Source organism: Glaciimonas sp. GNP009, from assembly GCF_054343755.1.
In genome coordinates this window covers 1,088,026-1,110,903 of sequence record NZ_JBTGUV010000004.1, presented here as the reverse complement: position 1 = coordinate 1,110,903, position 22,878 = coordinate 1,088,026, and the positions used below count along the sequence as shown (strand labels likewise).

Annotated in this window: 26 protein-coding genes; 11 read left to right on the top strand and 15 right to left on the bottom strand. The window is 51.9% G+C overall.

All coding sequences use genetic code 11. The features are described 5' to 3' along the window. Positions 1-115: 115 nt before the first annotated feature. Positions 116-1,003, bottom strand: coding sequence for a LysR family transcriptional regulator (locus ACXX82_RS05915; protein WP_322232707.1), 888 nt, complete (start codon positions 1,001-1,003; stop codon positions 116-118). 381 nt (positions 1,004-1,384) lie between these two features. Between ACXX82_RS05915 and ACXX82_RS05910 the strand changes: the two genes are divergently transcribed. The 3 genes from ACXX82_RS05910 (at position 1,385) to ACXX82_RS05900 (ending at position 3,263) form a co-directional block, all read left to right on the top strand. After that, a complete protein-coding gene (locus ACXX82_RS05910) occupies positions 1,385-2,041 on the top strand; it encodes an alpha/beta fold hydrolase (RefSeq protein WP_458562602.1) in 657 nt (218 codons plus the stop codon). A 23-nt stretch (positions 2,042-2,064) separates the two neighbouring features. Then, positions 2,065-2,328: an alpha/beta fold hydrolase gene (locus ACXX82_RS05905; protein ID WP_458562601.1), complete on the top strand. Its 264-nt coding sequence runs from the start codon at positions 2,065-2,067 to the stop codon at positions 2,326-2,328. A gap of 626 nt (positions 2,329-2,954) precedes the next feature. Further along, on the top strand, positions 2,955-3,263 hold the full coding sequence (locus tag ACXX82_RS05900; protein ID WP_322232703.1) for a hypothetical protein: 309 nt from the start codon (positions 2,955-2,957) through the stop codon (positions 3,261-3,263). 280 nt (positions 3,264-3,543) lie between these two features. Here the strand turns inward: ACXX82_RS05900 and ACXX82_RS05895 are convergent, their stop codons facing one another. After that, the gene (locus ACXX82_RS05895) at positions 3,544-3,744 is read right to left on the bottom strand and encodes a hypothetical protein (RefSeq protein WP_322232700.1); all 201 of its coding nucleotides are present in this window, start codon (positions 3,742-3,744) and stop codon (positions 3,544-3,546) included. Positions 3,745-4,358: 614 nt separating this feature from the next. Between ACXX82_RS05895 and ACXX82_RS05890 the strand changes: the two genes are divergently transcribed. Then, complete coding sequence (locus ACXX82_RS05890) at positions 4,359-4,667, top strand: panthothenate synthetase (RefSeq protein WP_458563963.1); 309 nt, start codon at positions 4,359-4,361, stop codon at positions 4,665-4,667. A gap of 69 nt (positions 4,668-4,736) precedes the next feature. Here ACXX82_RS05890 and ACXX82_RS05885 read toward each other — a convergent pair whose 3' ends face one another. Continuing rightward, on the bottom strand, positions 4,737-4,937 hold the full coding sequence (locus tag ACXX82_RS05885; RefSeq protein WP_322232698.1) for a hypothetical protein: 201 nt from the start codon (positions 4,935-4,937) through the stop codon (positions 4,737-4,739). Between the two features lie 391 nt (positions 4,938-5,328). Between ACXX82_RS05885 and ACXX82_RS05880 the strand changes: the two genes are divergently transcribed. From ACXX82_RS05880 to ACXX82_RS05850, 7 genes are all read left to right on the top strand, one after another. Continuing rightward, positions 5,329-6,057, top strand: coding sequence for a TetR/AcrR family transcriptional regulator (locus ACXX82_RS05880; protein WP_322232696.1), 729 nt, complete (start codon positions 5,329-5,331; stop codon positions 6,055-6,057). Next, complete coding sequence (locus ACXX82_RS05875) at positions 6,054-6,800, top strand: enoyl-CoA hydratase-related protein (RefSeq protein WP_322232694.1); 747 nt, start codon at positions 6,054-6,056, stop codon at positions 6,798-6,800. The genes ACXX82_RS05880 and ACXX82_RS05875 overlap by 4 nt, the downstream gene beginning before the upstream one ends. Positions 6,801-6,815: 15 nt before the next feature. Further along, the gene (locus ACXX82_RS05870) at positions 6,816-7,535 is read left to right on the top strand and encodes an NAD(P)H-dependent oxidoreductase (RefSeq protein ID WP_322232692.1); all 720 of its coding nucleotides are present in this window, start codon (positions 6,816-6,818) and stop codon (positions 7,533-7,535) included. Between the two features lie 62 nt (positions 7,536-7,597). Continuing rightward, complete coding sequence (locus ACXX82_RS05865; RefSeq protein ID WP_322232690.1) at positions 7,598-8,053, top strand: DUF2000 family protein; 456 nt, start codon at positions 7,598-7,600, stop codon at positions 8,051-8,053. Positions 8,054-8,278: 225 nt separating this feature from the next. Continuing rightward, on the top strand, positions 8,279-9,475 hold the full coding sequence (locus tag ACXX82_RS05860; RefSeq protein ID WP_322232688.1) for an amino acid aminotransferase: 1,197 nt from the start codon (positions 8,279-8,281) through the stop codon (positions 9,473-9,475). A 430-nt stretch (positions 9,476-9,905) separates the two neighbouring features. After that, positions 9,906-11,039: a porin gene (locus tag ACXX82_RS05855; protein ID WP_458562600.1), complete on the top strand. Its 1,134-nt coding sequence runs from the start codon at positions 9,906-9,908 to the stop codon at positions 11,037-11,039. Between the two features lie 262 nt (positions 11,040-11,301). Then, positions 11,302-11,766: a porin gene (locus ACXX82_RS05850; protein ID WP_416186778.1), complete on the top strand. Its 465-nt coding sequence runs from the start codon at positions 11,302-11,304 to the stop codon at positions 11,764-11,766. Here the strand turns inward: ACXX82_RS05850 and ACXX82_RS05845 are convergent. The 12 genes from ACXX82_RS05845 to gspG form a co-directional block, all read right to left on the bottom strand. Then, on the bottom strand, positions 11,675-12,358 hold the full coding sequence (locus ACXX82_RS05845; RefSeq protein WP_458562599.1) for a response regulator: 684 nt from the start codon (positions 12,356-12,358) through the stop codon (positions 11,675-11,677). The two genes, ACXX82_RS05850 and ACXX82_RS05845, sit on opposite strands and share 92 nt — an antisense overlap. Beyond that, positions 12,355-12,900, bottom strand: a complete 546-nt coding sequence (locus ACXX82_RS05840) for a type II secretion system protein (RefSeq protein WP_458562598.1) — start codon at positions 12,898-12,900, stop codon at positions 12,355-12,357. The genes ACXX82_RS05845 and ACXX82_RS05840 overlap by 4 nt, the downstream gene beginning before the upstream one ends. Continuing rightward, positions 12,887-13,321, bottom strand: coding sequence for a type II secretion system protein (locus ACXX82_RS05835; protein WP_322232676.1), 435 nt, complete (start codon positions 13,319-13,321; stop codon positions 12,887-12,889). Before ACXX82_RS05835 ends, ACXX82_RS05840 begins: the two co-directional genes overlap by 14 nt. A gap of 2 nt (positions 13,322-13,323) precedes the next feature. Then, on the bottom strand, positions 13,324-13,803 hold the full coding sequence (locus tag ACXX82_RS05830; RefSeq protein WP_458563962.1) for a type II secretion system protein: 480 nt from the start codon (positions 13,801-13,803) through the stop codon (positions 13,324-13,326). A gap of 289 nt (positions 13,804-14,092) precedes the next feature. Then, positions 14,093-16,678 carry a secretin GspD/PilQ domain-containing protein gene (locus ACXX82_RS05825; protein ID WP_458562597.1) on the bottom strand — a complete coding sequence of 862 codons (2,586 nt, stop codon included), beginning with the start codon at positions 16,676-16,678 and terminating at the stop codon, positions 14,093-14,095. Further along, positions 16,678-17,205: a secretion system X translation initiation factor gene (locus ACXX82_RS05820; RefSeq protein ID WP_322232670.1), complete on the bottom strand. Its 528-nt coding sequence runs from the start codon at positions 17,203-17,205 to the stop codon at positions 16,678-16,680. Before ACXX82_RS05820 ends, ACXX82_RS05825 begins: the two co-directional genes overlap by 1 nt. 1 nt (position 17,206) lies before the next feature. Beyond that, on the bottom strand, positions 17,207-17,761 hold the full coding sequence (locus ACXX82_RS05815) for a hypothetical protein (RefSeq protein ID WP_322232668.1): 555 nt from the start codon (positions 17,759-17,761) through the stop codon (positions 17,207-17,209). Continuing rightward, complete coding sequence (locus ACXX82_RS05810) at positions 17,758-18,300, bottom strand: hypothetical protein (protein ID WP_322232666.1); 543 nt, start codon at positions 18,298-18,300, stop codon at positions 17,758-17,760. Before ACXX82_RS05810 ends, ACXX82_RS05815 begins: the two co-directional genes overlap by 4 nt. 11 nt (positions 18,301-18,311) lie before the next feature. Next, positions 18,312-19,094: a hypothetical protein gene (locus ACXX82_RS05805; protein ID WP_322232664.1), complete on the bottom strand. Its 783-nt coding sequence runs from the start codon at positions 19,092-19,094 to the stop codon at positions 18,312-18,314. Continuing rightward, positions 19,075-20,772: a GspE/PulE family protein gene (locus ACXX82_RS05800; protein ID WP_322232663.1), complete on the bottom strand. Its 1,698-nt coding sequence runs from the start codon at positions 20,770-20,772 to the stop codon at positions 19,075-19,077. Before ACXX82_RS05800 ends, ACXX82_RS05805 begins: the two co-directional genes overlap by 20 nt. A 17-nt stretch (positions 20,773-20,789) precedes the next feature. Continuing rightward, a complete protein-coding gene (locus ACXX82_RS05795; RefSeq protein WP_458562596.1) occupies positions 20,790-22,010 on the bottom strand; it encodes a type II secretion system F family protein in 1,221 nt (406 codons plus the stop codon). Positions 22,011-22,054: 44 nt separating this feature from the next. Next, the gene (gspG, locus tag ACXX82_RS05790; RefSeq protein ID WP_322232659.1) at positions 22,055-22,519 is read right to left on the bottom strand and encodes a type II secretion system major pseudopilin GspG; all 465 of its coding nucleotides are present in this window, start codon (positions 22,517-22,519) and stop codon (positions 22,055-22,057) included. Between the last annotated feature and the right edge of the window lie 359 nt (positions 22,520-22,878).

Below are 22,878 nucleotides of genomic sequence, written 5' to 3'. Positions count from 1 at the left end.
GTTACAAACACTTTTAGAGGAAGTGCTTTGTCAGCAAGGGGGGCATCGCGGGCGACGATGCCCCCGGGAGGCGACCATTCCAGGTTCGATTTTCTCTCACTCTTACAACCTTGGCCTAGCCCTGCAACACGTCGATCAAAGCATCGACCACGCGCGGACGTGGTGTTTTACGCAAGGCGAAGAGTCGTAATTCGCGCCCAGCCCAAGGCTCGTCCAGTAAACGGCGCACGAAGCGATTCGCACCCGCGTATGCAGATGCCGCACTTTCGGGTAGCACGGTAATGCCAAGCCCAGCCTCGACCATCCGGCAAGCAGCATCAAAACTGCTGACAGACACCGCAAATTTTGGCGTTCTCGATGCAGCCGCGGCGCGCTCATGCAATAATAAATCCAGCGTGCCACCGATATGGATCGAAATTAACGGATACGCCAATACTTCGGCGAAACGCAGGCTCTTCTTCTTTGCCAGTACGTGACCGGCAGGTAATACCACCAGCAGCGGATCGTCCGCAAAGTGCCACGACTCGATGCCTGCCGGTATCTGAATATTGACGCCGATCCCCAGATCAGCGCGGTCGTCCAGGCAGGCGCGCACGATTTCCATACTGCTGCCCTCACTTAATGCCACGTCCACATGCGGATATTGCGCAGCAAAACGCTTGAGTCGTTCGGGCAAAAAGCCCACGACCGACGACGGATTGGCAAACAATCTGACAGTGCCGGCGATCTCGCCGCTTAGTGCCTGTATTTGACGCACCAATGCTTCCAGATCACCCTCAATTCTGGTCGCCAGCGCGGTTGTCAGGTGTCCCGCCTCGGTCAAGGTTATACCGCGTGGCGAGCGCACCAGCAGCGGCGCACCAATTGCCTCTTCAAGATCAGCTATGCGTCGACTCAGTGCGGAGGGCGCGATATGCTCCTTGGCTGCAGCACGCGTGATCGATCCTTCCTGAGCGGCAGTTACCAGCAGTTGAAGACTATAAGCGTCAATATGGCGTTTCATATGTGTAGGTCAGATGTGTAGGTCAGATGTGGTGAAGACGACGCAACTGCATATTTGGCCCAAAGGCTTGAAGAGGGTGTTTGGATCGCATGGAGGTTATAAATTTTTTCCTTACTCTAGACGACATCATTCTTGCTTGTCAATAATTCGCTTAACGACGTGATTGTCATCGACAGACTGGGCGAACCCCTCGAATCTGATGCGGCCTTATAATAAGGTTTGAACCATCAACACCCATATTTTCCGACATGATGAGGCTTGCCGAATGATCTTCGTCGCTGACATCGGTTGCATTAGCGTGGTATCGCGCTAACCACATATTCGTAAGCTCTGCACGCATTACAAATAATAGAAATACGACTAAACAAAAGGAATCATCTAATGAGCGCAGGTAAAAGACTAGCAGGAACCATTGATCCTATGCATGTGTGGGAGGGTGCTGGCGGCGTGAAGATTGCAGGCGATTCATGGGGCGATCCCAGCGGTCATTTGGTGATCTTGCAACATGGCGGCGGACAGACCCGTCACGCATGGAAGCGCACTGGTCGCCTACTGGGCGCGGCGGGTTATCACGCGGTGGCTTTTGATGCACGTGGTCACGGTGATTCGGAGTGGGCACCGGACGGATTATACGGTCAGGATGTCATGGTCGAGGATCTGAAGTGTGTCATCGCCGCGCTGGGCAAAGGGCGGCCGGTATTGGTCGGTGCATCAATGGGCGGCGGAACCAGCCTGGTGGCGATTGGTGAAGAACATGTCAATGCCACGGCCCTGGTATTGGTGGATATCGCGCCGCGTGTCGAGACCGAAGGTATCGACAAAATTCAGGCGTTCATGAGCCTAAAGCCGGATGGATTCGACTCCCTGCAAGAAGTCGCCGACGCGATTGCGAGTTATCAGCCGCATCGTGAGGCCCCAAAAAATCTCGATGGATTGGCCAAAAATGTACGACTCGGCAGCGATGACAATATCGCTGGCATTGGGACCCGCGGTTTCGGCCGCAACGGCACGATTTTGTCGCCCGCGAAATTCGGCTGACAGAGTGCGCACGTCGGCTTCGGTTGCCGACATTGCTGGTGCGCGGCGGCTTGTCGGACGTGTTGACCGAAGAAGGCGCGCAGGATTTTCTACGGCTTTGTCCGCATAGTGAATATGTGAACGTGACCTCGGCAGGGCATATGGTGGCTGGTGATCGCAACGACGTTTTCGGTACGGAAGTCATCGCGTTTCTCGGGCGGAAGGTGCCGTCCGATGGCACACCTTCGTACCCATCTCAATCGTTGAGTCCGCATAGCGCGGCAGGAAATATGTTCGACGTTCCCTGATGCAGGTGTGCGGTCAAGATACAGCATAGTGTAAGAGATGCAAGAAGGGTGTTGACGGTATTGGTCGATACCCTTCATAAAAATTCAGCCGGACTTTACATTCATGCTGTGGTATTTCCTGTCCTTGCCTGACGCGTCCACAGCCGACGATCTTTAGAAAAATGTGGTGCTCGATTTTACAAATCGCGTTGCAATGCTCTATACTCTTTTCGTCCCCGAATAAAAAAGTGAACAGGCTTGATAACCTGAATACACAAAAGCGCACAAACGGCGCAATGCCGTTTTTTTTCGTGCGGTCGTCTTCGTTCGCCTCAATGGGCGGCGGTGACGGGGAAGTCCGCGGACTTGCTGGTTTTCTTTTGTGTGCCAGTTTATCAACCCTGCCATTTTGCCGCCCACCCGCTTGATAACGGGAAGCGGATGAAAAATACACACAAAGGAAAGACATTGCTTAATATCGTTAAACCTATCTCATCCGACCTACGAAACTGCGAAAGTGATGCAGTTGCTATTTTTAGCAGTACAGTCGAGACGCCGAAAAATTCAGGTCATTCTGTTAATGCCGTTGCTGGATTTTCACCCGCAAATTTGGATAATTTCGCCCGTGACATTAGGATGACACAATCATGAGCGACCCGTCCAAAGCATTTCATCAATCGTTCACATGGCTGCCTTCTCATCATAAAAATAACCCGGTGGCGCAATTTTATGCGCTCACAGTAGATGTCTGCCGTGGGGTGCAGACATGCATTGATCTGGCCCATATGAGCAACTCGGATAAAGGCACATCTGATGCACCAACGTTGACAATTCTTGACACGGAACGCTTGCTGCGCCTCGCCTTAACGTCATCGCACATGCTGGCGGACGTTGCCGAGAGGCGGATTGATCGACTTGACGACAGCGATAGCAAGAAGCCAAAGGTAGGGACTTAATGTGTGTATTAGTAAAATAATGTGATGTATTGTGAGAAAGAATGTCCTTCAATAAGCGACTAATCTTCATGGCCAGATGCGCGCCCGCTTACGCGTTGCTCTGGTCAGTTACGGCCCTTCTATTTTTGGATGAGGATGCAGCTATGTTGGCGTTTGCGTTTTGTTGATGTACGCGGTTGTATAGTGGTATAGGATAATAAAAAACTTACCAAGCCCGCTTTACAGCGGGCTTTTTAGCGCTCAATGCTATCTCCGCAAATATCTCGCAGGTTGCAAACCCCTATTCCGGAGGTCTCTCCGTCAGACTCTTTTGCCAAATATCCCGATAACCGAACGTCGGTGCCGGTATTTCCTCCGCAAACCAAAAATCAGTAAAGCTAGCCACATGCGGAGCAAGGAACCAGTGAGCATACCCATTGGCATCAATTGCCCACCAACGCGCACTTTTCGGTGCTTCCTTCCAATCAACATGTTGATGCATAGTATTCACCTCCAATAGATGTTGTCGTTAAATGTTTGGACAAGCTAAGCGGTAAGCGGTTTCAATGAATTTTCTGTAGGTGATGCGGATGAAGGCTTTTGCAGCCTGTTGATGCTTTAAAGAAATAAATTTTAGGCAATAAAAACCGCTAATGCAAGAATCAAATGGCTAGCAAGAGCGCCTTAATCGGCTACACGGTAGTCTGAAGCGGGGATTTTTTTCGCAGAATACTTGGATAAAAATCATCTAATCGTTGCTTCATGTCATGGCACTGTAATTCTTTCTAATTATTATGCAGCCTTGCCTGCGTTTTATTCGCACTACCGGGGCTGGCGGTCGGGAAACATACCAGCACCAATTCAGAAGCCCGCAGTATCTAGCGGGCTTTTTCACGTATGGCAATCGGATGACGGGTGGGAAGATGGAAAACATTTTTCACTTAACAATGTCAATGCATTGCAGCATTCTGGGCAAGCTGGTCAACTCTCAAAAGTTGTGAAAATAAGTGAATTGCCAACTAGCGAAATAATCAAGAAATCCTAGAATGGAAATACGCTTCACAGAAACGCATTAAAGCCAGTGACCGCACAAACACACCAATCCAGGAGGTAATGATGCGAATGCTACTGAATGTCAAATTTCCTAATGCTGAATTTAGTAACTCTGTCAGGGATGGATCTGCTGGTCAGAAAATAGGCCAGATTCTAGAAGAGTTAAAACCGGAAGCAGTTTATTTCACCGAGCAACATGGGCAACGATCTGCCCTGTTAATCGTCGATGTCGACGACTCTTCAAAAATTCCTATGATTGCTGAACCATTCTTTCTGACTTTTAACGCCAATGTGGAGTTAAAAATAGTCATGTCGCCAGAAGACTTGAAGAAAGCTGGGCTGGAAGAACTGGGTAGAAAGTGGCGATTTTAGGGTTTCCATCAACATTGCCGCCCAACATAATATAACTTTTGTGAAGGGCGGCAACGCAAAAAAAACGTCCTAATGATAGCTATCACCGCGGCCGTAACCATCTCCTGGCCGATGATAATCGTCTCCACCTCTATCCCTGTCTCGGTCTCGATCATGGCCGCGGTCGCCGCCAGCGCCGTGATAATAGTCTCCACCACCGGGACCCCATGGTTCTGCGACGCACCCGCCCAATAGTGTGGCTAGCATCAGCAAAATAGAGAGACGTTTCATAATGCCTCCAGAATAGTTGTCTATATTTACTTCGACGCCAGAACGTGAACCGAGTTCAGATTGTTTATTTTGCGTTTTTCATCTGCACTCCTTTGAATTCAGTTTATCAAACGCGTGTGTCCGTTTTTTTCAGGTTACCTCAAGGAAATCCTGCGGACCTTGACTGCGCAGCTTGACCACGATTACGGGCCTGACGGGGTGCGCCCGGGCCGCACATCTGGCGTCCATCGATTGTCGTCAAAACCAAGGCATCACCAAATGTGATTTACACTCATTTATTTTGATTCGACATTTGCTTTATGCAAGTATTTTCTTGCTTTTTATAAGGATTTTGCCTTTTATCTTCTTTTGATATATATTGTGAGTGTCACTTACAAACGATCGAGGTATCATGCCATCTTCTACTCTTACGACTGGTACACGGAAGGCTAAAGGACAGAAATCCGAGCGCACAGTCGAAGCCCTGATGGTCGCCGCGCAAGCCGTGTTTGTCGCGTCAGGCTATGAGCGAGCAACGACCGCTGAGATCGCTCAAAAGGCCGGTGTCTCGGAGGCTAATGTCTTTGCCTACTTCGGCAGCAAGCGGCAACTGTGCATCGAGGTGCTTCGCCGCTGGTACGACGAGATCAGCGCAGAACTGGAGCGTGACGTGCCCGCGCTTCCCGGCATGCGTGCGCGCCTGCAGTTCGTCATTCGCAGGCACCTTACGCATCTGATGGGGGAAGGCACCGGACTTTGCGCTCTGGTGTTGGGCGAGGGGCGTACGGTCGACGAGGCGTTCTCCGCTGTCATCCTGGAATTTAAGCGGCGGTACACGGCGCCCCTCGTGCGCGCCTTGCATGAAGCTCAGGCGACCGGCGAGTTGCGCGGCGACATTCCCGTCCGTCTGATGCGAGACATGGTGTATGGCGCCATGGAGCACGTGCTGTGGGGCTATGTCGCATCGGGTCGCAAGCCCTCGCTCGAGGAGACGACCCAGCAGTTGACCGACGTATTCGTGGCCGGCTTCGGTTCGCGGCCCTACCCGTTGGAGGCGCTTCAGCGCTTTCAAACCGACGTCAAGGCGGCGGTGCTGGCGCTTGAGGCAAGCGACACTAACCCCGAAGGGGATCCCTCATGAGTTCGGTAGAAGTTGTGACGGCCACGTCGGCACAGGAGATCGCATGCGCTTTCGAAGGCGGCATCTGCCACATCGAGATCAATCGTCCCGACAAGCGCAATGCGCTCACGATGCCCATGTTCGTAGCACTTGCCGAATCCCTGGCGCTTGCCGAGTCCCGGGAAGATGTCAAGGCCGTCCTCGTGACGGGTACCGGTCAGGCCTTCTGCGCAGGCCACGATCTTCAAGCTTTTGCCGAGTGGCCGCAGGGTCGCGGCGACCCGGTGCCGCGTTTCCTGCATGCCATCGCCGAACTACGCAAGCCGCTAGTGCTCGCGGTGCATGGCAGCGCCGCAGGTATCGGGGTGACTTGGATGCTTCATGCCGATTGGGTGATTTGCAGCCCCGATGCTGCGCTGCGATTGCCCTTTGTCGACCTCGCCATCGCGCCCGAGGCCGCGAGCAGCATACTGCTTGCGCGCGCCATCGGGCTCCAGCGTGCACGGTGCCTACTGATGGGCGGCGAGCCGTTCACAGGGAAGCAAGCGCATGAGTGGGGCCTGGTCACCGAGCTTGCCGAAGCTGACCAAGTTCGGGTGACAGCTTGGCAGCGCGCACGGATGCTCGCCGCCAAAGATGCTCATGCCTTGCGTCAAATCAAAAGCTGGCTGCATCCCGCTGGTGGCTACACGGCGCAGATCGACGCGGAAATCGCTGCCATCAACGAGACAGTGTTGCGCCGCAGCAGCGGTCAACCCAACTGATAACGAGGCCGAAGTATGAAAAAAGTGCATGTAGTGTACTGCCATCCGGAGCCGAAGTCGTTCGTCGGGTCGATGCGCGACACAGTATGTCACGCCCTGAGTGAATCGGGCTGGCAGGTCACTCTAAGCGACCTTCACGCGAGCCAGTTCAACCCTGTGGCTTCCGCCGCAGACTTCGGCCAGCGCGAACGCTCCGACCATCTCGTGTACAGCCTTGAGCAGCGGCATGGCTGGCAACACAAAACCATCGCGAAGGACATCGCCGCGGAGGTTGAGAAGATCGTCGATGCAGAACTCCTGGTGCTGGTCTTCCCGTTGTTCTGGTATTCGATGCCCGCGCAACTCAAAGGCTGGGTCGACCGGGTCTTCCTCTCGGGTACCTTCTTCGGCGGCCGCCGTATCTACGACCAGGGCGGTATGGTAGGCAAGCGCGCGATGGTGGTCACTTCGCTCGGAGGCCAAAGCCACATGTTCGGGCCAGAAGCTATCCATGGCGAACTCAACGGCATGCTGAGACATCTGCTCCAGGGAACCCTCGGATACGTGGGGTTCGACGTGTGCGAACCGTTCTATGCCCACCACGTACCCTATGTCGATGACCAGGCGCGTGGCGCTATGCTGGACCAGCTCGATCGCGAGATGCGCGTAGTCGACCGGAGGCCCACTCTTCCGATGCCATCGCTGGAGGCGTTTGACGAGCAGTTTCGCCCGCGCGTTACCAAGCCGTCGTATTGAAGAAGTCGTTCGGCGGCGACCGCGAGTCCCTTTAATCTTCCACATCACTTTTTATGTCAACAATGAAAACCAACCTCCCATCCGAAGCCACTGAAGCCACTGAAGTCGTCCGATTCGACACGAAGATTGCCGTTGTCGTGCTAGAGGATCTGCCTGTCTGGCAGAAGCTAAACGTCACGGCATTTCTGGTCAGTGGCATTGCCGCGCAGCACCCGGACATCATGGGCGAGCCCTACGTAGATGCCGACGGTCAGGTCTACAACCGGTTGTGCCGCCAGCCGATCATTTGCATGGCGGCCAATGCCGACACGCTGCGCACGATCCACCGGCGAGCGATCGAAAAAGGGGTAACTACATCCGCCTATACCGAAGAGATGTTTACGACGGGACACGATGGGGCAAACCGAGCGGTGTTCGCCAAGTTCGGGAAGGAGGACGCTCGCATCGTCGGCGTCGCCTTGCGAGACAGCAAGAAGCGGGTTGACAAGATCACCGACGGTGCCCGCATGCATCCCTAGCAATTGATGGCGGATGGCCCTCGCGGAGCCCGTTCTCAGGATGGTGAAGCTTACGAAGTGGAAGACGCGTGCACAGGAACGGAACGCCTCTCTTTCGCCGGTTTCTTTGCATGGGTTCCAATCGTAATCTGGGCTTGTCTCAGGAGCAACTGATGCTTGGGTTGCGTTCATCGTTTTATCATTTCAGGCTACTCAGGTCTGAACAAATTCAAGGAAAGAAACAGTATGTTTGACCACATAGCTTCCTATGCTGGAGATCCCGTCTTTGGCCTAACTGATGCATTGCAGAAGGACCCCCGCTCCCACAAAATCAACCTAGGGATTGGTCTTTACCATGATGAGGATGGGCGCATTCCCTTGTTGCCGGTAGTTGCAAAGGCGGAAGCGGCGCTGGCTTTGGAGGTCCATGCTCGGCCGTATCTTCCGATGGAGGGAATTGCTGCGTATCGAGAGGCCGTTCAAGACATGGTGTTCGGCGCGTCGCATGAGGCGGTAACCTCCGGTCGCATTGCCACCATTCAAACGGTTGGAGGCTCTGGTGCGCTAAAGGTCGGCGCCGATTTTCTAAAACGCTACTTCCCCGACAGTGAGGTATGGCTATCCGATCCAACCTGGGGCAGCCATCATGCGATATTTGAGGGTGCAGGATTTAAGGTCAGGACGTACCCCTATTACGATCCGGTTACAGCCAGTGTTCGTTTCGACGACATGCTTGCGGCGCTCAAGAGCATGCCTGAACAAACCGTGATTCTCCTTCAGCCCTGTTGTCATAATCCGACGGGCGCGGACCTTTCTAATAATCAATGGGAAGAAATTCTCTCAGTCGTGCTCGATCGTAAACTGATTTCATTCCTTGATATGGCGTACCAGGGCTTTGGCGACGGCCTTGACGAAGATGCGTTTGTAATCCGTGCGATGGCGCAAACTGGTGCGCGATTCCTCGTTAGCAATTCTTTTTCCAAAAATCTTTCCTTCTATAGTGAACGATGCGGCAGCCTGTCGGTAGTCTGCGCAGACAAATCGGAAGCCGCGCGCGTTCTTGGACAGTTGAAGTGCACGGTAGGAACGAATTATTCGAGCCCACCAAACCACGGGGGGCAGATTGTCGCTCGCGTGCTTCTGGATCCTTTGCTACGCGAAGAATGGGAGGCTGAGGTTACCGCCATGCGGGTTCGGATCAAGACGATGCGTCAGAAGCTTTTCTATGCATTATCAAGCAGGCTTGCGGGTTGGGATCTGCAGTACCTCCTGAAGCAGCGAGGCATGTTTAGCTACACAGGACTTTCTGCAGATCAGGTCGACCGTTTGCGGGATGAATTTGGTATCTATCTGGTTCGCTCCGGTCGTATTTGCGTCGCCGGCATTAATAGCCGAAACGTCGAGTACGTCGCTGAGGCCATTGCGAAAGTAATTGTCGACTGAACGAAGTGGGGCACGTCGCTTACAGGCGGGCGTAACTGCGATCCGCATATCACCGATGAGATGATCAAACAGTATTTCAACTTTCGCCCAAGGGAGGGTGCATGCGCCATCAGTCCGTCTGACGTTACATCAGTGGCTGCTTGATTCTGGTGTAGTTCATAGAAGGGCTGCTTTCATATCTTCTCTGAAAATTCAGTCTGATATTGATCAAAAAATACATCAAATTCAAGTCGTTCCAATTACCTTAGTTTCTTATTTTTAGAATTCTCACGAGGATACTTATGAAGATAATTTGACGTCATTCTGGTAGAGAGCGTTTGAAACGCTCATGCAAAGGTGTGGGGAATTAAAGCGTGGAAGAAGTGCGCATTAGTGCGCATTGTGTCTCGCTTCTGAAAAATTTTTTATAACTTATATCCAGGGTTATTCAATGAAAAAAACAATATTAACACTGTCCGTAATGGGCACATTATCCTCTACGGCATTTGCGCAAACGAACGTCACGATGTATGGCGTGATCGATACTGCCATCCGTTACACAAATAATCAGGTGACATCAAACGGTAAATTAGGCAGCCAGACGGCGATGACCGAAGGGGCTTTTCAGGGTTCGCGTGTTGGATTTAAGGGAGAGGAAGACCTGGGTGGAGGGACCTCCGCCGTGTTTAAACTTGAAAACGGTTTCCAGAGCAACAATGGCGCGATTGACCAGCAAGGGCAGATCTTCGGCCGTCAGGCATTTGTCGGTCTAAAGGACAAGAGTTGGGGTGAGCTCGACCTTGGGCGCCAATATGGTATTGCCAATGACCTACTGAGCAACTACGATCCTTTGGGGATTGGTAACTTCAACGAAAACGAATGGGCCTCCTTCTATTATGGCACCCGCTTTGACAACACGTTGAAGTACACCAAGAGCTTTGGCCCGGTCACGGCTGAACTTCAATACTCGGTCGGAGAGAGGGCCGGGCAAACCAGCATTGGCGCAACAAGCGGCGCCGCACTGAGTTATACGCAAGGCCCGTTGAGCATCGGCGGCGTTTATCAGCAATCGAAGGATGCCAACTCTGCGGTGCTCAAGGTCGCCGGCTTGGGCGGATCGTATGTTGCTGGTCCAGCGACCCTGTACGTGCAATACTTCAACGCTAAGCGTGATCCTGGTTTTGCCAAGGCAGCGTCCAATAGTGGCGGGGCACTTGCCAATACCACCTTGCTTTCCAACGCAGGCAATTCGCTCAAGCGTACCGATAGCGTGTGGACTGCAGGCGTCTTGTATCAGGCTACACCGGCTGCTAGCTTTATCCTCGGCTACATGAGTGATTCGATTAAAAACGTTTCGTCCGCAGGCGACAGCGGCAGGGTCTCGACCCTCTATGCGGTTGCTGATTACAATTTCTCCAAGCGCACAGATATCTACGTTGAAATCGACCGCACGTCCCTGTCCGGCGGTGAAATCCAGGATGTCAACGGGGTCATGCCGTTTGCCGGCGCCAGCCTCGGAGCCGGCAGCGCCAATGCCGCCTCAACGCGCAACGGTGTAGGTATCGGTCTGCGGCACAAGTTTTAATTTGAACAGTACCAGTTCGATGGATAGCTTCACTGTGGGGAACTGCCGCATTTATCAATAACCTCAACGCTTGTAGCCATCCATAAGGTAATCCTCGACTTTGTCGGGGATTTACCAAAATCCAACATAAAAATCGTTACATAACAAGGAAATCACGGATACCTTTATCTAACAAATTATCAATTGCTTAGTGCTGGGAAGCATGTATCCATTCATCGTAAGCGGTCCGTGAGCGGCGTCTATTGTGCGCGTTGCGGAGTGGATGATGGTGTCTACAGTAAATGAACCGCACGCCAAAAGATATGTTCGGTGCAGTCCCCGAGTGGACAATGCGATTGGCATTTTTTCGCCAGATATGAGCGGGTTCAAAATCCAGGGGGCGTTTGCGAGAGTAGCTGTTGGCGGCGGCACACCGTTGCCGGAGGTTAGTGGCAATAACAATATGCATTTGGCGGCCGAATACGAAAAAGGGCCACTGTATATTGGCGTTAATTATGAAGAGATTAGTAATACATCCTTAGTTTATAAAGTAAAGCGGACTGGCGCGGGAACATCTTATCCATTTAGTGATCAATGGAAGCTATTCGCGGCAGTGGATAGGGAGTCTGCCTATACTCGAGTGGTTGTGCGATTAGCTAATCCGAGATTACTACAGTCTTGGGTTCGTTTTTGTTTTCAATTAATCCCATATTCAACGCAAATAGCACAAGTTCTGTTGCATTCTTAAGCCCAAGTTTGTGCATCAAATTGGCCCGATGCTTTTCGACTGTCTTAGAGCTGATGTTAAGAAACTCAGCAGCCAAGCGATTCGTACGACCTTCCGCGATTAGCTTAATAATGCTGCGTTCACGGGAGGTCAGTGTACTCCACGGGGCAACGGTTGCTGGCTCTGCGTCGCCGCGTAAAATAATATCGATCAGGTGCACAGACAAGTCTGGACAGATGAATTTTTTCCCCGTAACGACGGTATGCATCGCACCAATAAATTCTTCATACGAAGAATCTTTGAGTGCATAGCCATCCGCCCCGGCCCGAAACGCCTCGCGTACGTATTCGTCGGTTTTATATCCTGTTAGCGCAAGGATACGGATGTTAGGCAGGCGTCGTTTTATTTGTGCAGTAGCTTCAATCCCATTGATGCCAGGCATGGACAGATCCATTAAAATCAGATCGGGTTGCAAAAGAACAGCATTCTGTATTGCCTCCTTGCCGTCCCGCGCTGTACCAACAACTTCATAGTTGGGCAGTCGCATGATCATGGATCGGAGGCCTTCTCGTAATAAATTATGATTTTCAACGATTAAGACGCGATGGCTCATGGTTTTACTCCCTGATTTTTTTCTTGTTTTGCTGCTACTTTCGGTGTGACAGATATTGCTTTTCTGCCTCGCGGCGGGGTGAATAAAAACTTCCACTGATCGTATGTTTCTATGCCTTCGAACGCTGTGTAGGGTGGAAAAAAACCGCTTCGTTTAATGGCCTTTTTCTGCGATGTGCTCGCCACACCATGAATCTGTTCCCCGATATGGATTAATTCAAACGGCTCGCCCGTCATCGGGTCGAGGTAGAGGCGGCGTAAATGCCGCACAGGTATGGGAAATCTCTGGTCTTCAATCAGCTCATCCAAACGCATCGGCAACGCCTTGGCATTGCCAGGGGTTGCATAGTAATACCGTTCAATCGCTAGCCTATATTGATTACCGATAAAAAGCAGGTCTTCTTCGTTTTCACGCTGGCGTTCCAGAGACCACCAGCTAACGGCCCCCATCAGAGCAATCCCCATTAGTGCCAGCGTTAATAGCAACGCAAGTAATACAATACCGCGACTGGGTCGGGTGGTTAGATATTTATTTTGCATCACTTACCTCTGCGGCGCTATGTACGTCATAAACGCCACTTATTCCTCCACTATTCCCGTTTGCATCTGTGCCCGTTGCAGGGTTCGGTTCCCTACTGGATACTGTATCCACAGGCGCCACAATCGTCCAATTGCTCTTTTCGGTCAATGGATCGATCGGAACGCTGCGCAGGTAACGGCTTTGCACCAACGTATCAAGCGTTTCAGGATAGTGGCCCTGATCGCCATAAAATTTATCGATCGCATCACGTATTGAGGCTAGGTTTTGCTGCTGAACCTTGATTTTTCCGTTTTCCAGTGCCGTGAAATATCGTGGCACGGCCAGGGTAAGGAGCAGGCCGATGAGGGCCATGACGATGACCATCTCGATGAGGGTAAAGGCCTTGTTGCGGGAGTAGGCAGGGATGGAAGGCACACGTTTCATGATCACCAATCCTTATAGTAAATGCCGTTAAGCCCCCTGCGAGGCGATAAAGAGGCAACATCAAAGATATCTTCGCCCGGTTGCGGCGCCTCAGGCGGACTCCCATAACTGCGTAGCATCCAGGTTTGGGCGGCTGGCAGTGTCGCATCTAAAAAAAATGGATCACGCGGAACACTGCGCAGAAAGATTAACCGCCCATGTTTGATATCAGAAGGATTTTCCACGCCATTTACTAACATTTCCAGAGTCGGTGGATAGCCAGATTCACCCGTAGCTTTAGGAATCTGGCCATTATCTGAGGCTCTTTTGTAGGCATCAAGTGCGCCGCGAATTTGATGAAGGGCAAGTTTTAATTCGGTTTCCTTCACCCGCACGGATGAAATTTCATATAGTGGTAGAACGACCAGTGCCACTACCCCCACCAACGCGAGCGTGACGACCAACTCAATCAGCGTGAACCCGCGCGCAGATACTCGGCAAATTGCGATGGTTGAGCGAGCTCCATCACCTGCTTGCCTCGTTGGCCGCGGAAGGTAGCTTAGAGCGGATCGGGAACATAGCGAACATAACGAATATATTGCGCTGGCCAACCATCTCCAAGGCTGCGCCCTCAGCCGCCAAACCGAAGCGCGCTTTATCTGCTGGTAATTTAAAGTATTCATCGATAGCACCTTAAAGATACATATTCAGGATCATCGCTTATCAGTATTCACAGGCGTCAACTTCTTCTATAAAGTCAACGCAGGTAAAGTCTTATCTCCCAAACCGCTGTTAAGGATTGACGGCTAATGTAAGTGGCTGAGGGCGCGGTATAGTGAGTAAAGTATGCCCATCATTGACATCGACTTTTGCCACCAAGACCTGGGTCCGCTTGCGTGATAATTTCGCGACAAATCCAAGATTGAGTAATTCACCAGACCCCATGAACGATGCTGCTTGATCAGCTGTCAGCAGCATACTGGCGCGGCCCGCAGGCTGATTGATGGAGGGGGCAACGTTACCAACATGGGAGCGAATGCTAAATTCCCCCAGCGTAACTTCGACCAATGTCAGGACCACCGCATCGTACTGAATGGAAAGCGGCAGGGCATGAATATTGTCGAAATTTTCACCGCTCAGGGTCACGTTGAACCGTTCTCCGGCTTTGACATTGTCAGGCGAACTCAAGATAATTTTTGGGCTAGCGCCAGTTGCCGCCGGAATGATAGCGGCCACGCTGACTGGTATGCCTACGCTGGTTGAAGCGGCGTCAGGATTATTGTCGCCATCGATCTTCGTCATGCTGGTTTTAGCCGCCACCTCAGTGCCGCCGGGCAGGGCGGGCTGGACGATTGCACTTTCCGGAGGAAGGGCAGATGTCGGGATAATCGTGGGGGTCAAAATAGCTGGTTCTTTTGGCGCCGGTGGGACGGGTACCGCAACGACTATTTCGGACCCGGCTGGAACAGCATTGCTGACTGTCTCAATCGGCTTGGCGGGCAAGGTTAGCGGCATGGGTTCGATCCGGGCAGCGCTATTCGCTGCGGGACTATTTGGACTTGCGCTGACACTTGAAATAGGGTCCAGACGTAACGGATTTTCTCGAATGGTGCCTTCCGTCCCAGACCAGACATCGGCCATGGTATCTTCAGCAATCCCTTTCGCCCGTAAAATACGCGGCGTGATCGACAGTACGATTTCAGTTTTGGTATGGTTGCCATTGTTGTTTGAGAACAAGCGGCCAAGTATCGGAAGCTGACCAATTCCTGGCACTTTGGCTGCGGTATTACGATCCGAATCGCTGATCAGCCCACCTAATATCTGGGTCTCTCCATCATGCAGTCGCAGACTGGTAGAAACCATTCGTGTGCCAATTTGATATGCCAACGAGCCACCAGGACCCGAAATTTCTTTGACGATATTGCTGACTTCAAGATTTAATTTGATCCCGACGTCCCCTTCAGCGTAGACATGCGGTTCAGCCTCAAGCTTTATACCGACATCAATGTATTGAACGGAGCCGGTGATCACTGGCGTACCGGTTGACACCGGTGTTACCGTATTGGTAATGATAGGGACTTTATCGCCGATGAGTATTTTCGCTTTTTCGTGCTCGCGCACACGAATGCGCGGACTCGCAAGAAGATTGGCGTCGGTGTCCTGAAGTTTGAGATTCAATCCGGCTTGGAGCGGCGTTGTGAGCAAGCTGTTGGAAGAAAGACGTTTCAATGCACCCAATGTCAACGCGCCACCATTTACATCGGTTGGGGTCGACACGTTGAAGTTGTCAGGCCATACGATGCCAAGGTTGGAAAGTCGATCACGCGAAATTTCAAGTACTTCGACTTCAAGCATTACCTCTGCATCGGGAAGATCATGGGCTGCAATTACCCGCGCCGCGACCGACAATGCTTCTGGCGTGTCGCGCAGTACCAGCGTGTTCGTATGCTCGTCGACCTGTACTTCCTTGATCTTCAGCACGCTCTTCAGCATCCCCTGAATATATTTTGCATCACCGTTGGAAATCTGGAAGGTACGTACTTTGAGTTCTTGATACTCTTTTTGCTTTGTCGCTATCGCCGGATAAATGAACATCGTGTTGGCGTTAAGAATTCTTTTTTCAAGCTGGTTTTGCAGCAAAATTAAATCGACGGTATCTTCGATGGAGCCGTCGCGGACAAATATAGTGGTTTTTAAATCAGCTCTGACATCGCGGTCGAAGATGACATTCAGACCTGTCGTACGTGAGAGTGCCTCAAACACCATACGCAAATTGGCATCCCGAAATTGTAGTGTGACCGGTTTTTTTAATATTGACTGGCTCACGATCACCGCCTCTTTTGCACGGTGCTGGGCATCCAGTTGGTCATCTATCTTGCGCATTGCCTCATTGGCGCGTTTATTCGCCGGGTCGCTCAGCAAAACGACCCGGATGCGATCCTTAGCAGCATCGAGCTTCCCGGCAGCGGTCAATTTATCGGCATCTGCAAGAATATCGCTATGGCGGACATCCCGCGCCACATCAACTATGCCGCGACGTGAACGCTCATTCGATTGATCGAGATTGAGCGCCGTCAGAAAAGCATAATGCGCACCGGTGAAGTCACCGGCTAAACGCAAAGCCTCCCCACGCTGGTTCAAATTTTTGGTCTCATCATCCAGGCGATCCAGATAATCACGGCGATAACGCAAATTATCCGGTTCTAACAGACTCGCTTGTCGCAGGCTTACCAGTCCTTGTTCATATCGGCCTTCTTGCATCTGCCTTTGTCCGTCCTTGTTAAGCCGTTGCGCCGCGCATCCTGCGAGCGCAGCTGCGATCAGCAACGGTAATAGTGCGCGGTGCAGACGGATGTTGTTGGTTTTGAGGTGGATCACTAGAGTTCTCCTTGGATTCGGATGACTTGTTTCTGATTTAACGGCAGATACGTCAGTGCGATTTCCTTGGAACTGACTGTGTCAACGTGGTAGTTGCCATCAATGGTATCGCCAGCGGAGACGATCAGAAGCGCTTCTCCCTTGGCGAGAAAGGCGGCCGGTTTGGTGCGATCCTCCAACATCCCTACAAAACGGTAAGGCATCGGCGGCGCTTGCGGTGGTGGCGCTGGTGCAGCCTTTGGCGGTGCCGGTGGCGGTGGCAGTGGAGGGGTCCAGTCGGTAGCTGCGAATAAATTATTTTTTGAGACCTGATCCAGATCGGCACGCTTAGGCAGCACAAGCGATGAGGTCGATGAAGATGATGATCCGGTATGCGGATCAGATGCAACCTTGGCATGCGTGCGACTGAGTGGTTCCACTATCGTGGCCTCACCTGGGCCACTGCGAAAATGGTTTGCCAAATATGCCGTCAGCATGCCGACAATCAGCAGCAACACTATCCGGGGGCGGGGAATGTCGACTCGCATATCATGCTCCTCGATAAAAAAGTGTGAAGTGAATGCGGGCATCAAGCATGTCGTTACTTGCCGCAGGGCGTTCCATGTGGAGTTCCGCAAGTGAGGCATTCGGTACCGCATTGAGTACTCCTGCGACAAAACTGCGCAGCGTGCTGTAGTTGGCTTTGACCGGAAATACGATCTCGTACTTGATAAATTCGGTACTTGCTTCAGTCGAGATTTGATAATCTCCTTTGTTAATGTCAAGTTTTGCTTTGCTTGCTTCGTCCAAAACGCGCCGTAGATCGCCAGCATTCTGATTAATAGTGGGAAACCAGTCATTGAATTGTGCAAGCTGATCAATTGATTTTGGCGCCACTTTCTTGATCCGACGGTCACGATTCAAGGCCTTCTGTTGCACTGCGGTTTGCAATTGCAGACGGCGTGTAGTTTGTTGCAAACGTGGCGTAACCACTAGCACTGCCAGTAAAGTAAAAATGATCAGGACAAGCCCGATCAGCCCCTTCATTCCCAATCGACGGGTTAAAGCATAATTGGCGGTGACCAAAGCGGATGAGATGTTCATTTCTCGCTCCAACGGGCTTGTATCTGAAAGCGCACTGGCGATCCCGGTATCTGACGCTGGACCTGATGCGAACTCAGAATCACTTGATGCAATGAGGGTTGGCGCTGTAGATAGACCAAATAATCCAGCATCGTCGACACGTTGCGCGCTTCCGCAGAAAGCCGCAGCTGGTGGCGCGAGGCGATCGGTTCAATCGACAGTAGCGCAATCTGTTCCATCGGCGCTGACTCTAGTATCTGGAGTAAATCATCCCACGGCATCCGCAATTCATTCACCACTAGCGCAGCATTACGAAAGCGCTGAAGTTGGACTGCTGAAACCTTCGTGGGGGTCTCGTCACTTTGTTGGAAAGCGCTCTTGCGAAGCGTCAATGCATCGCTTTCCATCATTTGATTTTGGCGATTCGTATAGGCCGAACTTAACTGTAGTACCCCGTATCCGCTGGCTAAAAAACCGACGGATAACAAGGCTATTGCGAATGGTTGCGTAGCTCGCTGCGGCGCCCCGAAGTTCAAATGAAGACGATAAAATGAGGACACAATAATGACTCCTACGACAGCGTCGTTGTGAGTAGTAACGGTTGCCAGCGACCGGTTGCATCAGTCGGAATTTGTTCGATATCGGCGTCGAATAATATCGGTAACAGATGCGGATCCGGGATTCCTACCCGACTGCAAAAAGCATCGCAGCTATCGCGCAACTCTGTCCACACCGGCCGCGACAAACGTTCGTTCGCGAAGGCCTGCCATTTCCCTTCTCGTATTAATCCTAGTGTCAATGAATGATGGCGCAGTTTAGCCACCATCGCATTCGGTTGGGTCAGCAGCGTGGCGCGGCAATTTAAAAATTCTGCGAATGCGGGTTCTACCCGATTTAAGGTATATCCGGCCTGTTGTATCGCATGCTTGATAGCGTCAAGTATCGGGATAGGAATACCGCACATTACTACGCTCAGACCACCTTTTTGAATCGAGCAGCGCAGCATCAGATCAGCCGCATCCAGCCCAAGGGTATCGGCCAAGCTCAATCCAGCTAGCCGCTGTAATTCAACTGATGAGATGATGCGGGCATCGATCTCCAGCACATCGTAAAACACCAGAGTGTCGGCGATCACGACGTTGACCGCGTGAAATGGTCGTTTAACTTTGGTCGTCAGATCGGCCAGTGCCTCTTTTATAGCCGCGCTGAGATGCTCGGAGCGGGCCACGCCATAGGGCATATCGGTTACGCTTCCCGCGACTTCCACGATGAGGTTTTCAAGAGGGCCAATTTTCGCCCTAACTTGATCGGTATCGATCACCAGCGTAGCCGTTTTATTCCACAGGTGTAACACGATTGATCTCCTCGAGAGTAGTCAAACCTTGGGTGGCTAAATCGACCGCAGCTTCACGCAGCGTTCTGAGTCCTGCTTGCCTGGCAGCGTGCTTGATTCTGGATAACGCTGCGCGTTCACCCATCAGGTCGCGCAGGATATCGTCCAGCGCCAAAGTTTCGGCGATGGCACGTCGTCCCTTGAAGCCTGTTCCACGGCAATGTCCGCATCCCAGCCCGCGCTTGAAGTCAACGGATGCGAACGCAATGTCCGTCAGTCCGGAGCGTGCAATTAGTTCTGCAGACGGAGTGTCCGGGACTGAGCACATCGGACAGTTAATACGCACCAGACGCTGGGCCAGAATACCGTTCAGTGCCGACACGAAGCTGTATGAGTCAACCCCCATATTGGCAAATCGTCCAATGACATCAAATACATTATTGGCATGGACGGTCGTAAATACTTGGTGCCCGGTCAGCGCGGCCTGCACCGCAATCTGGGCTGTTTCCGGATCACGAATCTCACCCACCATAATCTTGTCAGGATCGTGGCGCAGAATCGAGCGCAGTCCGCGGGCGAAGGTAAGACCTTTTTTCTCGTTGACGGGGATTTGCAATACGCCGGCTAACTGGTACTCGACCGGGTCTTCAATGGTAACGATCTTGTCCAGGCCGGTATTGATTTCAGAGATAGCGGCATACACGGTTGTGGTCTTACCGCTGCCGGTAGGACCGGTGACCAACAGCAGGCCATACGGCAAAGCCGACAGTCGTCTGACAAATGCCATAGCCGGTTCAGAAAACCCAAGTGTTTCCAGGCTCAATGCTTTGCGTTCGCCTGCTAGATGGTATCTATCCAGTATGCGCAATACCGCATCCTCGCCGAACAAATTCGGCATAATCGAGACCCTGAGATCGATTTCCCGACCCTCTACCAGCACCTTGAAACGACCATCCTGCGGAATCCGCCGCTCTGCAATGTCTAGTTCGGAAATGACTTTTACGCGCGACAGTACTTGCTCTGAAGTGTCGCTGCCATCTACCTGCTTGATCATGGTCAGCACGCCATCGAGACGGTATTTGATGTTCATGCCATGCGCTTGGGTTTCTAGATGAATATCACTTGCACCTGCACGCAACGCATCGTAAATCGTTGAGTTGACTAAGCGGACGATGCGACTTTCGGTGCTACTGATACCTTCAATCGAGATGGTGAGGGCGTTACTGTCATTGGTGGTCGTAGCGTCGGATATCCCGATCGAATCCATGGCACGTACCGATTTTTCCATTGAAATAAGATAGGAACGTACATCTAAAATGGTGGCGATACCCCAGTGCAAAGATTGCTGGCTGCGGTTGCGCAGCTTCGCATAGATCCAAGCACGGGTGCGTACATCTAGTGGATCGGCCATCACCAGAATCAATTCATCATTGACGTCGGAAAATGCCAGACATAGCCGCTTGCTGGCCTCGACAAAGGAAATCAGCGCGAAGTCCGGCTTCATCAGACGCATGGTATCGAGCGTGATCGGTTGCATCCGGAAGTACGTCGCAGCTGCTTGCAGATAAGCGTCCGAATCGGTGCCGAAAGTAGCTTCGATGCGCTCAATAGTATTTAACGCAGCGTTCGATTGTTGCTGGATATCGCTGATGAAATCTGCATCCAGGACACGCGTGAGTGAGAGGGATTCGTTTTGCATAAATGATCCTATAAGGTTCACTGTAAACTTGATGCGATGTCGAAAATCGGTAAATACATCAGCACGACTATGGCACCGATGATAAGACCGATAAGTAGCATCAACACTGGTTCAAACAAGCGCGTAGCAACCTCAATCGAACGTGCCAAGGTGTTTTCCTTGAAGGACGCAATCCGCGCTAAAATTTCTGCCAACTGTCCGGTACGCTGCGCTACCGTTAGCATGCGTAACGCCACCGGGTCTGCCAGCCCTACGCGTTGTAGTGCCGGCCCGATTGCGCAGCCCTCGCGCATCGCAACGACGGCAAGCAAAAGTTGTTTGTTATCGCCGGGACTAAGCAGTGAACTGCACATTTCAAATGCCCTGACAGCGGAGATACCGCCCTCGATTAACATGCTGCTAGTACGGTAAAACTGCGCATGTCGAAACATCCGAATCAATATGCCGATGAATGGGAGTTTTTCTAAAATCGGCAGATTCCAGTGGGCGCGAGCTGCACGTCGGATCGCCCATATCAGCGACAGCAACATGCAGATAAAAGTACCGCCCATGATTTGGGGATGTAAATTAATCGTTTTTCCGACGTTAATCAGCATCATTGAAGCGAACGGAATTTCTCCCCGCGAACTCTCAATCAATGTCGAGAATTTAGGGACGACGAAACCCAATAAAAATAACACAACCACTCCACCGACTCCGAGCAGCATCAACGGATACACTGCGGCGCCTACCGCTTTTGAGCGAATTCCCCGCAAAGTTTCGAAATTACTTGAGTAGCGGCGCAATGCGGCTGCCATATCGCCGGTTTGCTCGCTGGCAGCGATGCTTGCAATCAGTAGTTGCGGGAAAACGTCCAGCCTGTCGCGCATCGCAGCGGAAAAATTTCGTCCTTCTTTCAATGCGCGTACCAGGCGCGCAAGTACGCGGCTGGTTTCAGAGGATCGTTCCTTCTCAGCCAGGGTTTCGATGCCGTCGATGATACCCAAACCGGCGTCAAGGAGGGCGCCAAGCTCGTGGGCGAATAGCGCTATGTCCAAACGCACAGTATTGGGTTTGGATGTTTTTCCGGCCCCAAAAAAACCAGCGGAACGCGGCTTGCAAGAGAGCACGCGCAAGCCCTCGCGTTGGGCGAGTTGCGTGGCGAGATCTGCATCAGCCGCAGGAATCCGCAAGATGCGGATGGCACCGGCTTCCGCTACTCCCACAACCTCAAATTCAAGGGTACGCGCATCGTCCATCAGGTCCTCCTTGTACTCATTGCGCTGCTGGTGAAGTTGGGCCTCTATTGAGCCATCCAGGAGCCCACGTCAGTGTTTTCACCAGTCCCCCCTACCTGTCCGTCGGCGCCTAACGAACTGATGTCGTAGCCATCATGATCACCCGGAGATTTATAGATAAATTCGCGGCCCCACGGATCAGGCGGAACGGCCCTGACCAGATACGGACCTTGCCATTTTTCTTCATCGTTAGGCTTGGTGAACAGTGACTTTAATCCCTGTTCGGTGCTGGGAAAATGCCCGACATCCAGACGATATTGATCTAGTGCTTTACCGAGAGAATGGATTTGAACACGGGTGATTTTGGTATTCGATTTGCCGAGTTGCTCAAAATAGCGGGGGGTAACAATAGCCGCCAGCAAGCCGATGATAAGGATCACCACCAGCAGTTCAAGCAGGGTAAATGCGGCGTACCGGCTGATAGGTATAGGCGTGAGCGACTTCGCGCCATAGGTGACGTTACGGGTCATTATCCTTCTCCCTGAACCGAAGATCCCGCGCTATTGAGACCAGCCATCACGTCCATATATAAAAGTTTTCTGGGCGGAAACAGACAGCAGGCTTAAGCAGAGTGGGTCTAAGTTGTTTTGTGTTTATTGCAAGTTTTATTGTAATTTATAATATCTTTTTGTCAACGAGTAAGTGCGGGTATACCCACTAAAAGTAGTACTTACCCTCCCTCCCGGGGGGGAAGGTTGCCGGAAATATTTTTGGCTCTGGTGAAACCCCTACTGAGCAATTTTGGTGAGTTATACCCATGGATAAAAAGGGATGATGGGTAGATCAATTGGCAGCGCAATAGCCTATACATACATGTGAGGCTAAAAAA

Excerpts from the sequence above, each read along its gene's own strand:
- gspG (WP_322232659.1), bottom strand. The coding sequence starts at position 22,519 with ATGACCCGTAACGTCACCTATGGCGCGAAGTCGCTCACGCCTATACCT.
- ACXX82_RS05820 (WP_322232670.1), bottom strand. The coding sequence starts at position 17,205 with ATGCGAGTCGACATTCCCCGCCCCCGGATAGTGTTGCTGCTGATTGTC.
- ACXX82_RS05815 (WP_322232668.1), bottom strand. The coding sequence starts at position 17,761 with ATGAACATCTCATCCGCTTTGGTCACCGCCAATTATGCTTTAACCCGT.
- ACXX82_RS05910 (WP_458562602.1), top strand. The coding sequence starts at position 1,385 with ATGAGCGCAGGTAAAAGACTAGCAGGAACCATTGATCCTATGCATGTG.
- ACXX82_RS05885 (WP_322232698.1), bottom strand. The coding sequence starts at position 4,937 with ATGAAACGTCTCTCTATTTTGCTGATGCTAGCCACACTATTGGGCGGG.
- ACXX82_RS05855 (WP_458562600.1), top strand. The coding sequence starts at position 9,906 with ATGAAAAAAACAATATTAACACTGTCCGTAATGGGCACATTATCCTCT.
- ACXX82_RS05900 (WP_322232703.1), top strand. The coding sequence starts at position 2,955 with ATGAGCGACCCGTCCAAAGCATTTCATCAATCGTTCACATGGCTGCCT.
- ACXX82_RS05880 (WP_322232696.1), top strand. The coding sequence starts at position 5,329 with ATGCCATCTTCTACTCTTACGACTGGTACACGGAAGGCTAAAGGACAG.
- ACXX82_RS05845 (WP_458562599.1), bottom strand. The coding sequence starts at position 12,358 with ATGAGCCATCGCGTCTTAATCGTTGAAAATCATAATTTATTACGAGAA.
- ACXX82_RS05870 (WP_322232692.1), top strand. The coding sequence starts at position 6,816 with ATGAAAAAAGTGCATGTAGTGTACTGCCATCCGGAGCCGAAGTCGTTC.
- ACXX82_RS05865 (WP_322232690.1), top strand. The coding sequence starts at position 7,598 with ATGAAAACCAACCTCCCATCCGAAGCCACTGAAGCCACTGAAGTCGTC.
- ACXX82_RS05895 (WP_322232700.1), bottom strand. The coding sequence starts at position 3,744 with ATGCATCAACATGTTGATTGGAAGGAAGCACCGAAAAGTGCGCGTTGG.
- ACXX82_RS05835 (WP_322232676.1), bottom strand. The coding sequence starts at position 13,321 with ATGAAACGTGTGCCTTCCATCCCTGCCTACTCCCGCAACAAGGCCTTT.
- ACXX82_RS05875 (WP_322232694.1), top strand. The coding sequence starts at position 6,054 with ATGAGTTCGGTAGAAGTTGTGACGGCCACGTCGGCACAGGAGATCGCA.
- ACXX82_RS05890 (WP_458563963.1), top strand. The coding sequence starts at position 4,359 with ATGCGAATGCTACTGAATGTCAAATTTCCTAATGCTGAATTTAGTAAC.
- ACXX82_RS05795 (WP_458562596.1), bottom strand. The coding sequence starts at position 22,010 with ATGGACGATGCGCGTACCCTTGAATTTGAGGTTGTGGGAGTAGCGGAA.
- ACXX82_RS05850 (WP_416186778.1), top strand. The coding sequence starts at position 11,302 with ATGATGGTGTCTACAGTAAATGAACCGCACGCCAAAAGATATGTTCGG.
- ACXX82_RS05800 (WP_322232663.1), bottom strand. The coding sequence starts at position 20,772 with ATGCAAAACGAATCCCTCTCACTCACGCGTGTCCTGGATGCAGATTTC.
- ACXX82_RS05915 (WP_322232707.1), bottom strand. The coding sequence starts at position 1,003 with ATGAAACGCCATATTGACGCTTATAGTCTTCAACTGCTGGTAACTGCC.
- ACXX82_RS05860 (WP_322232688.1), top strand. The coding sequence starts at position 8,279 with ATGTTTGACCACATAGCTTCCTATGCTGGAGATCCCGTCTTTGGCCTA.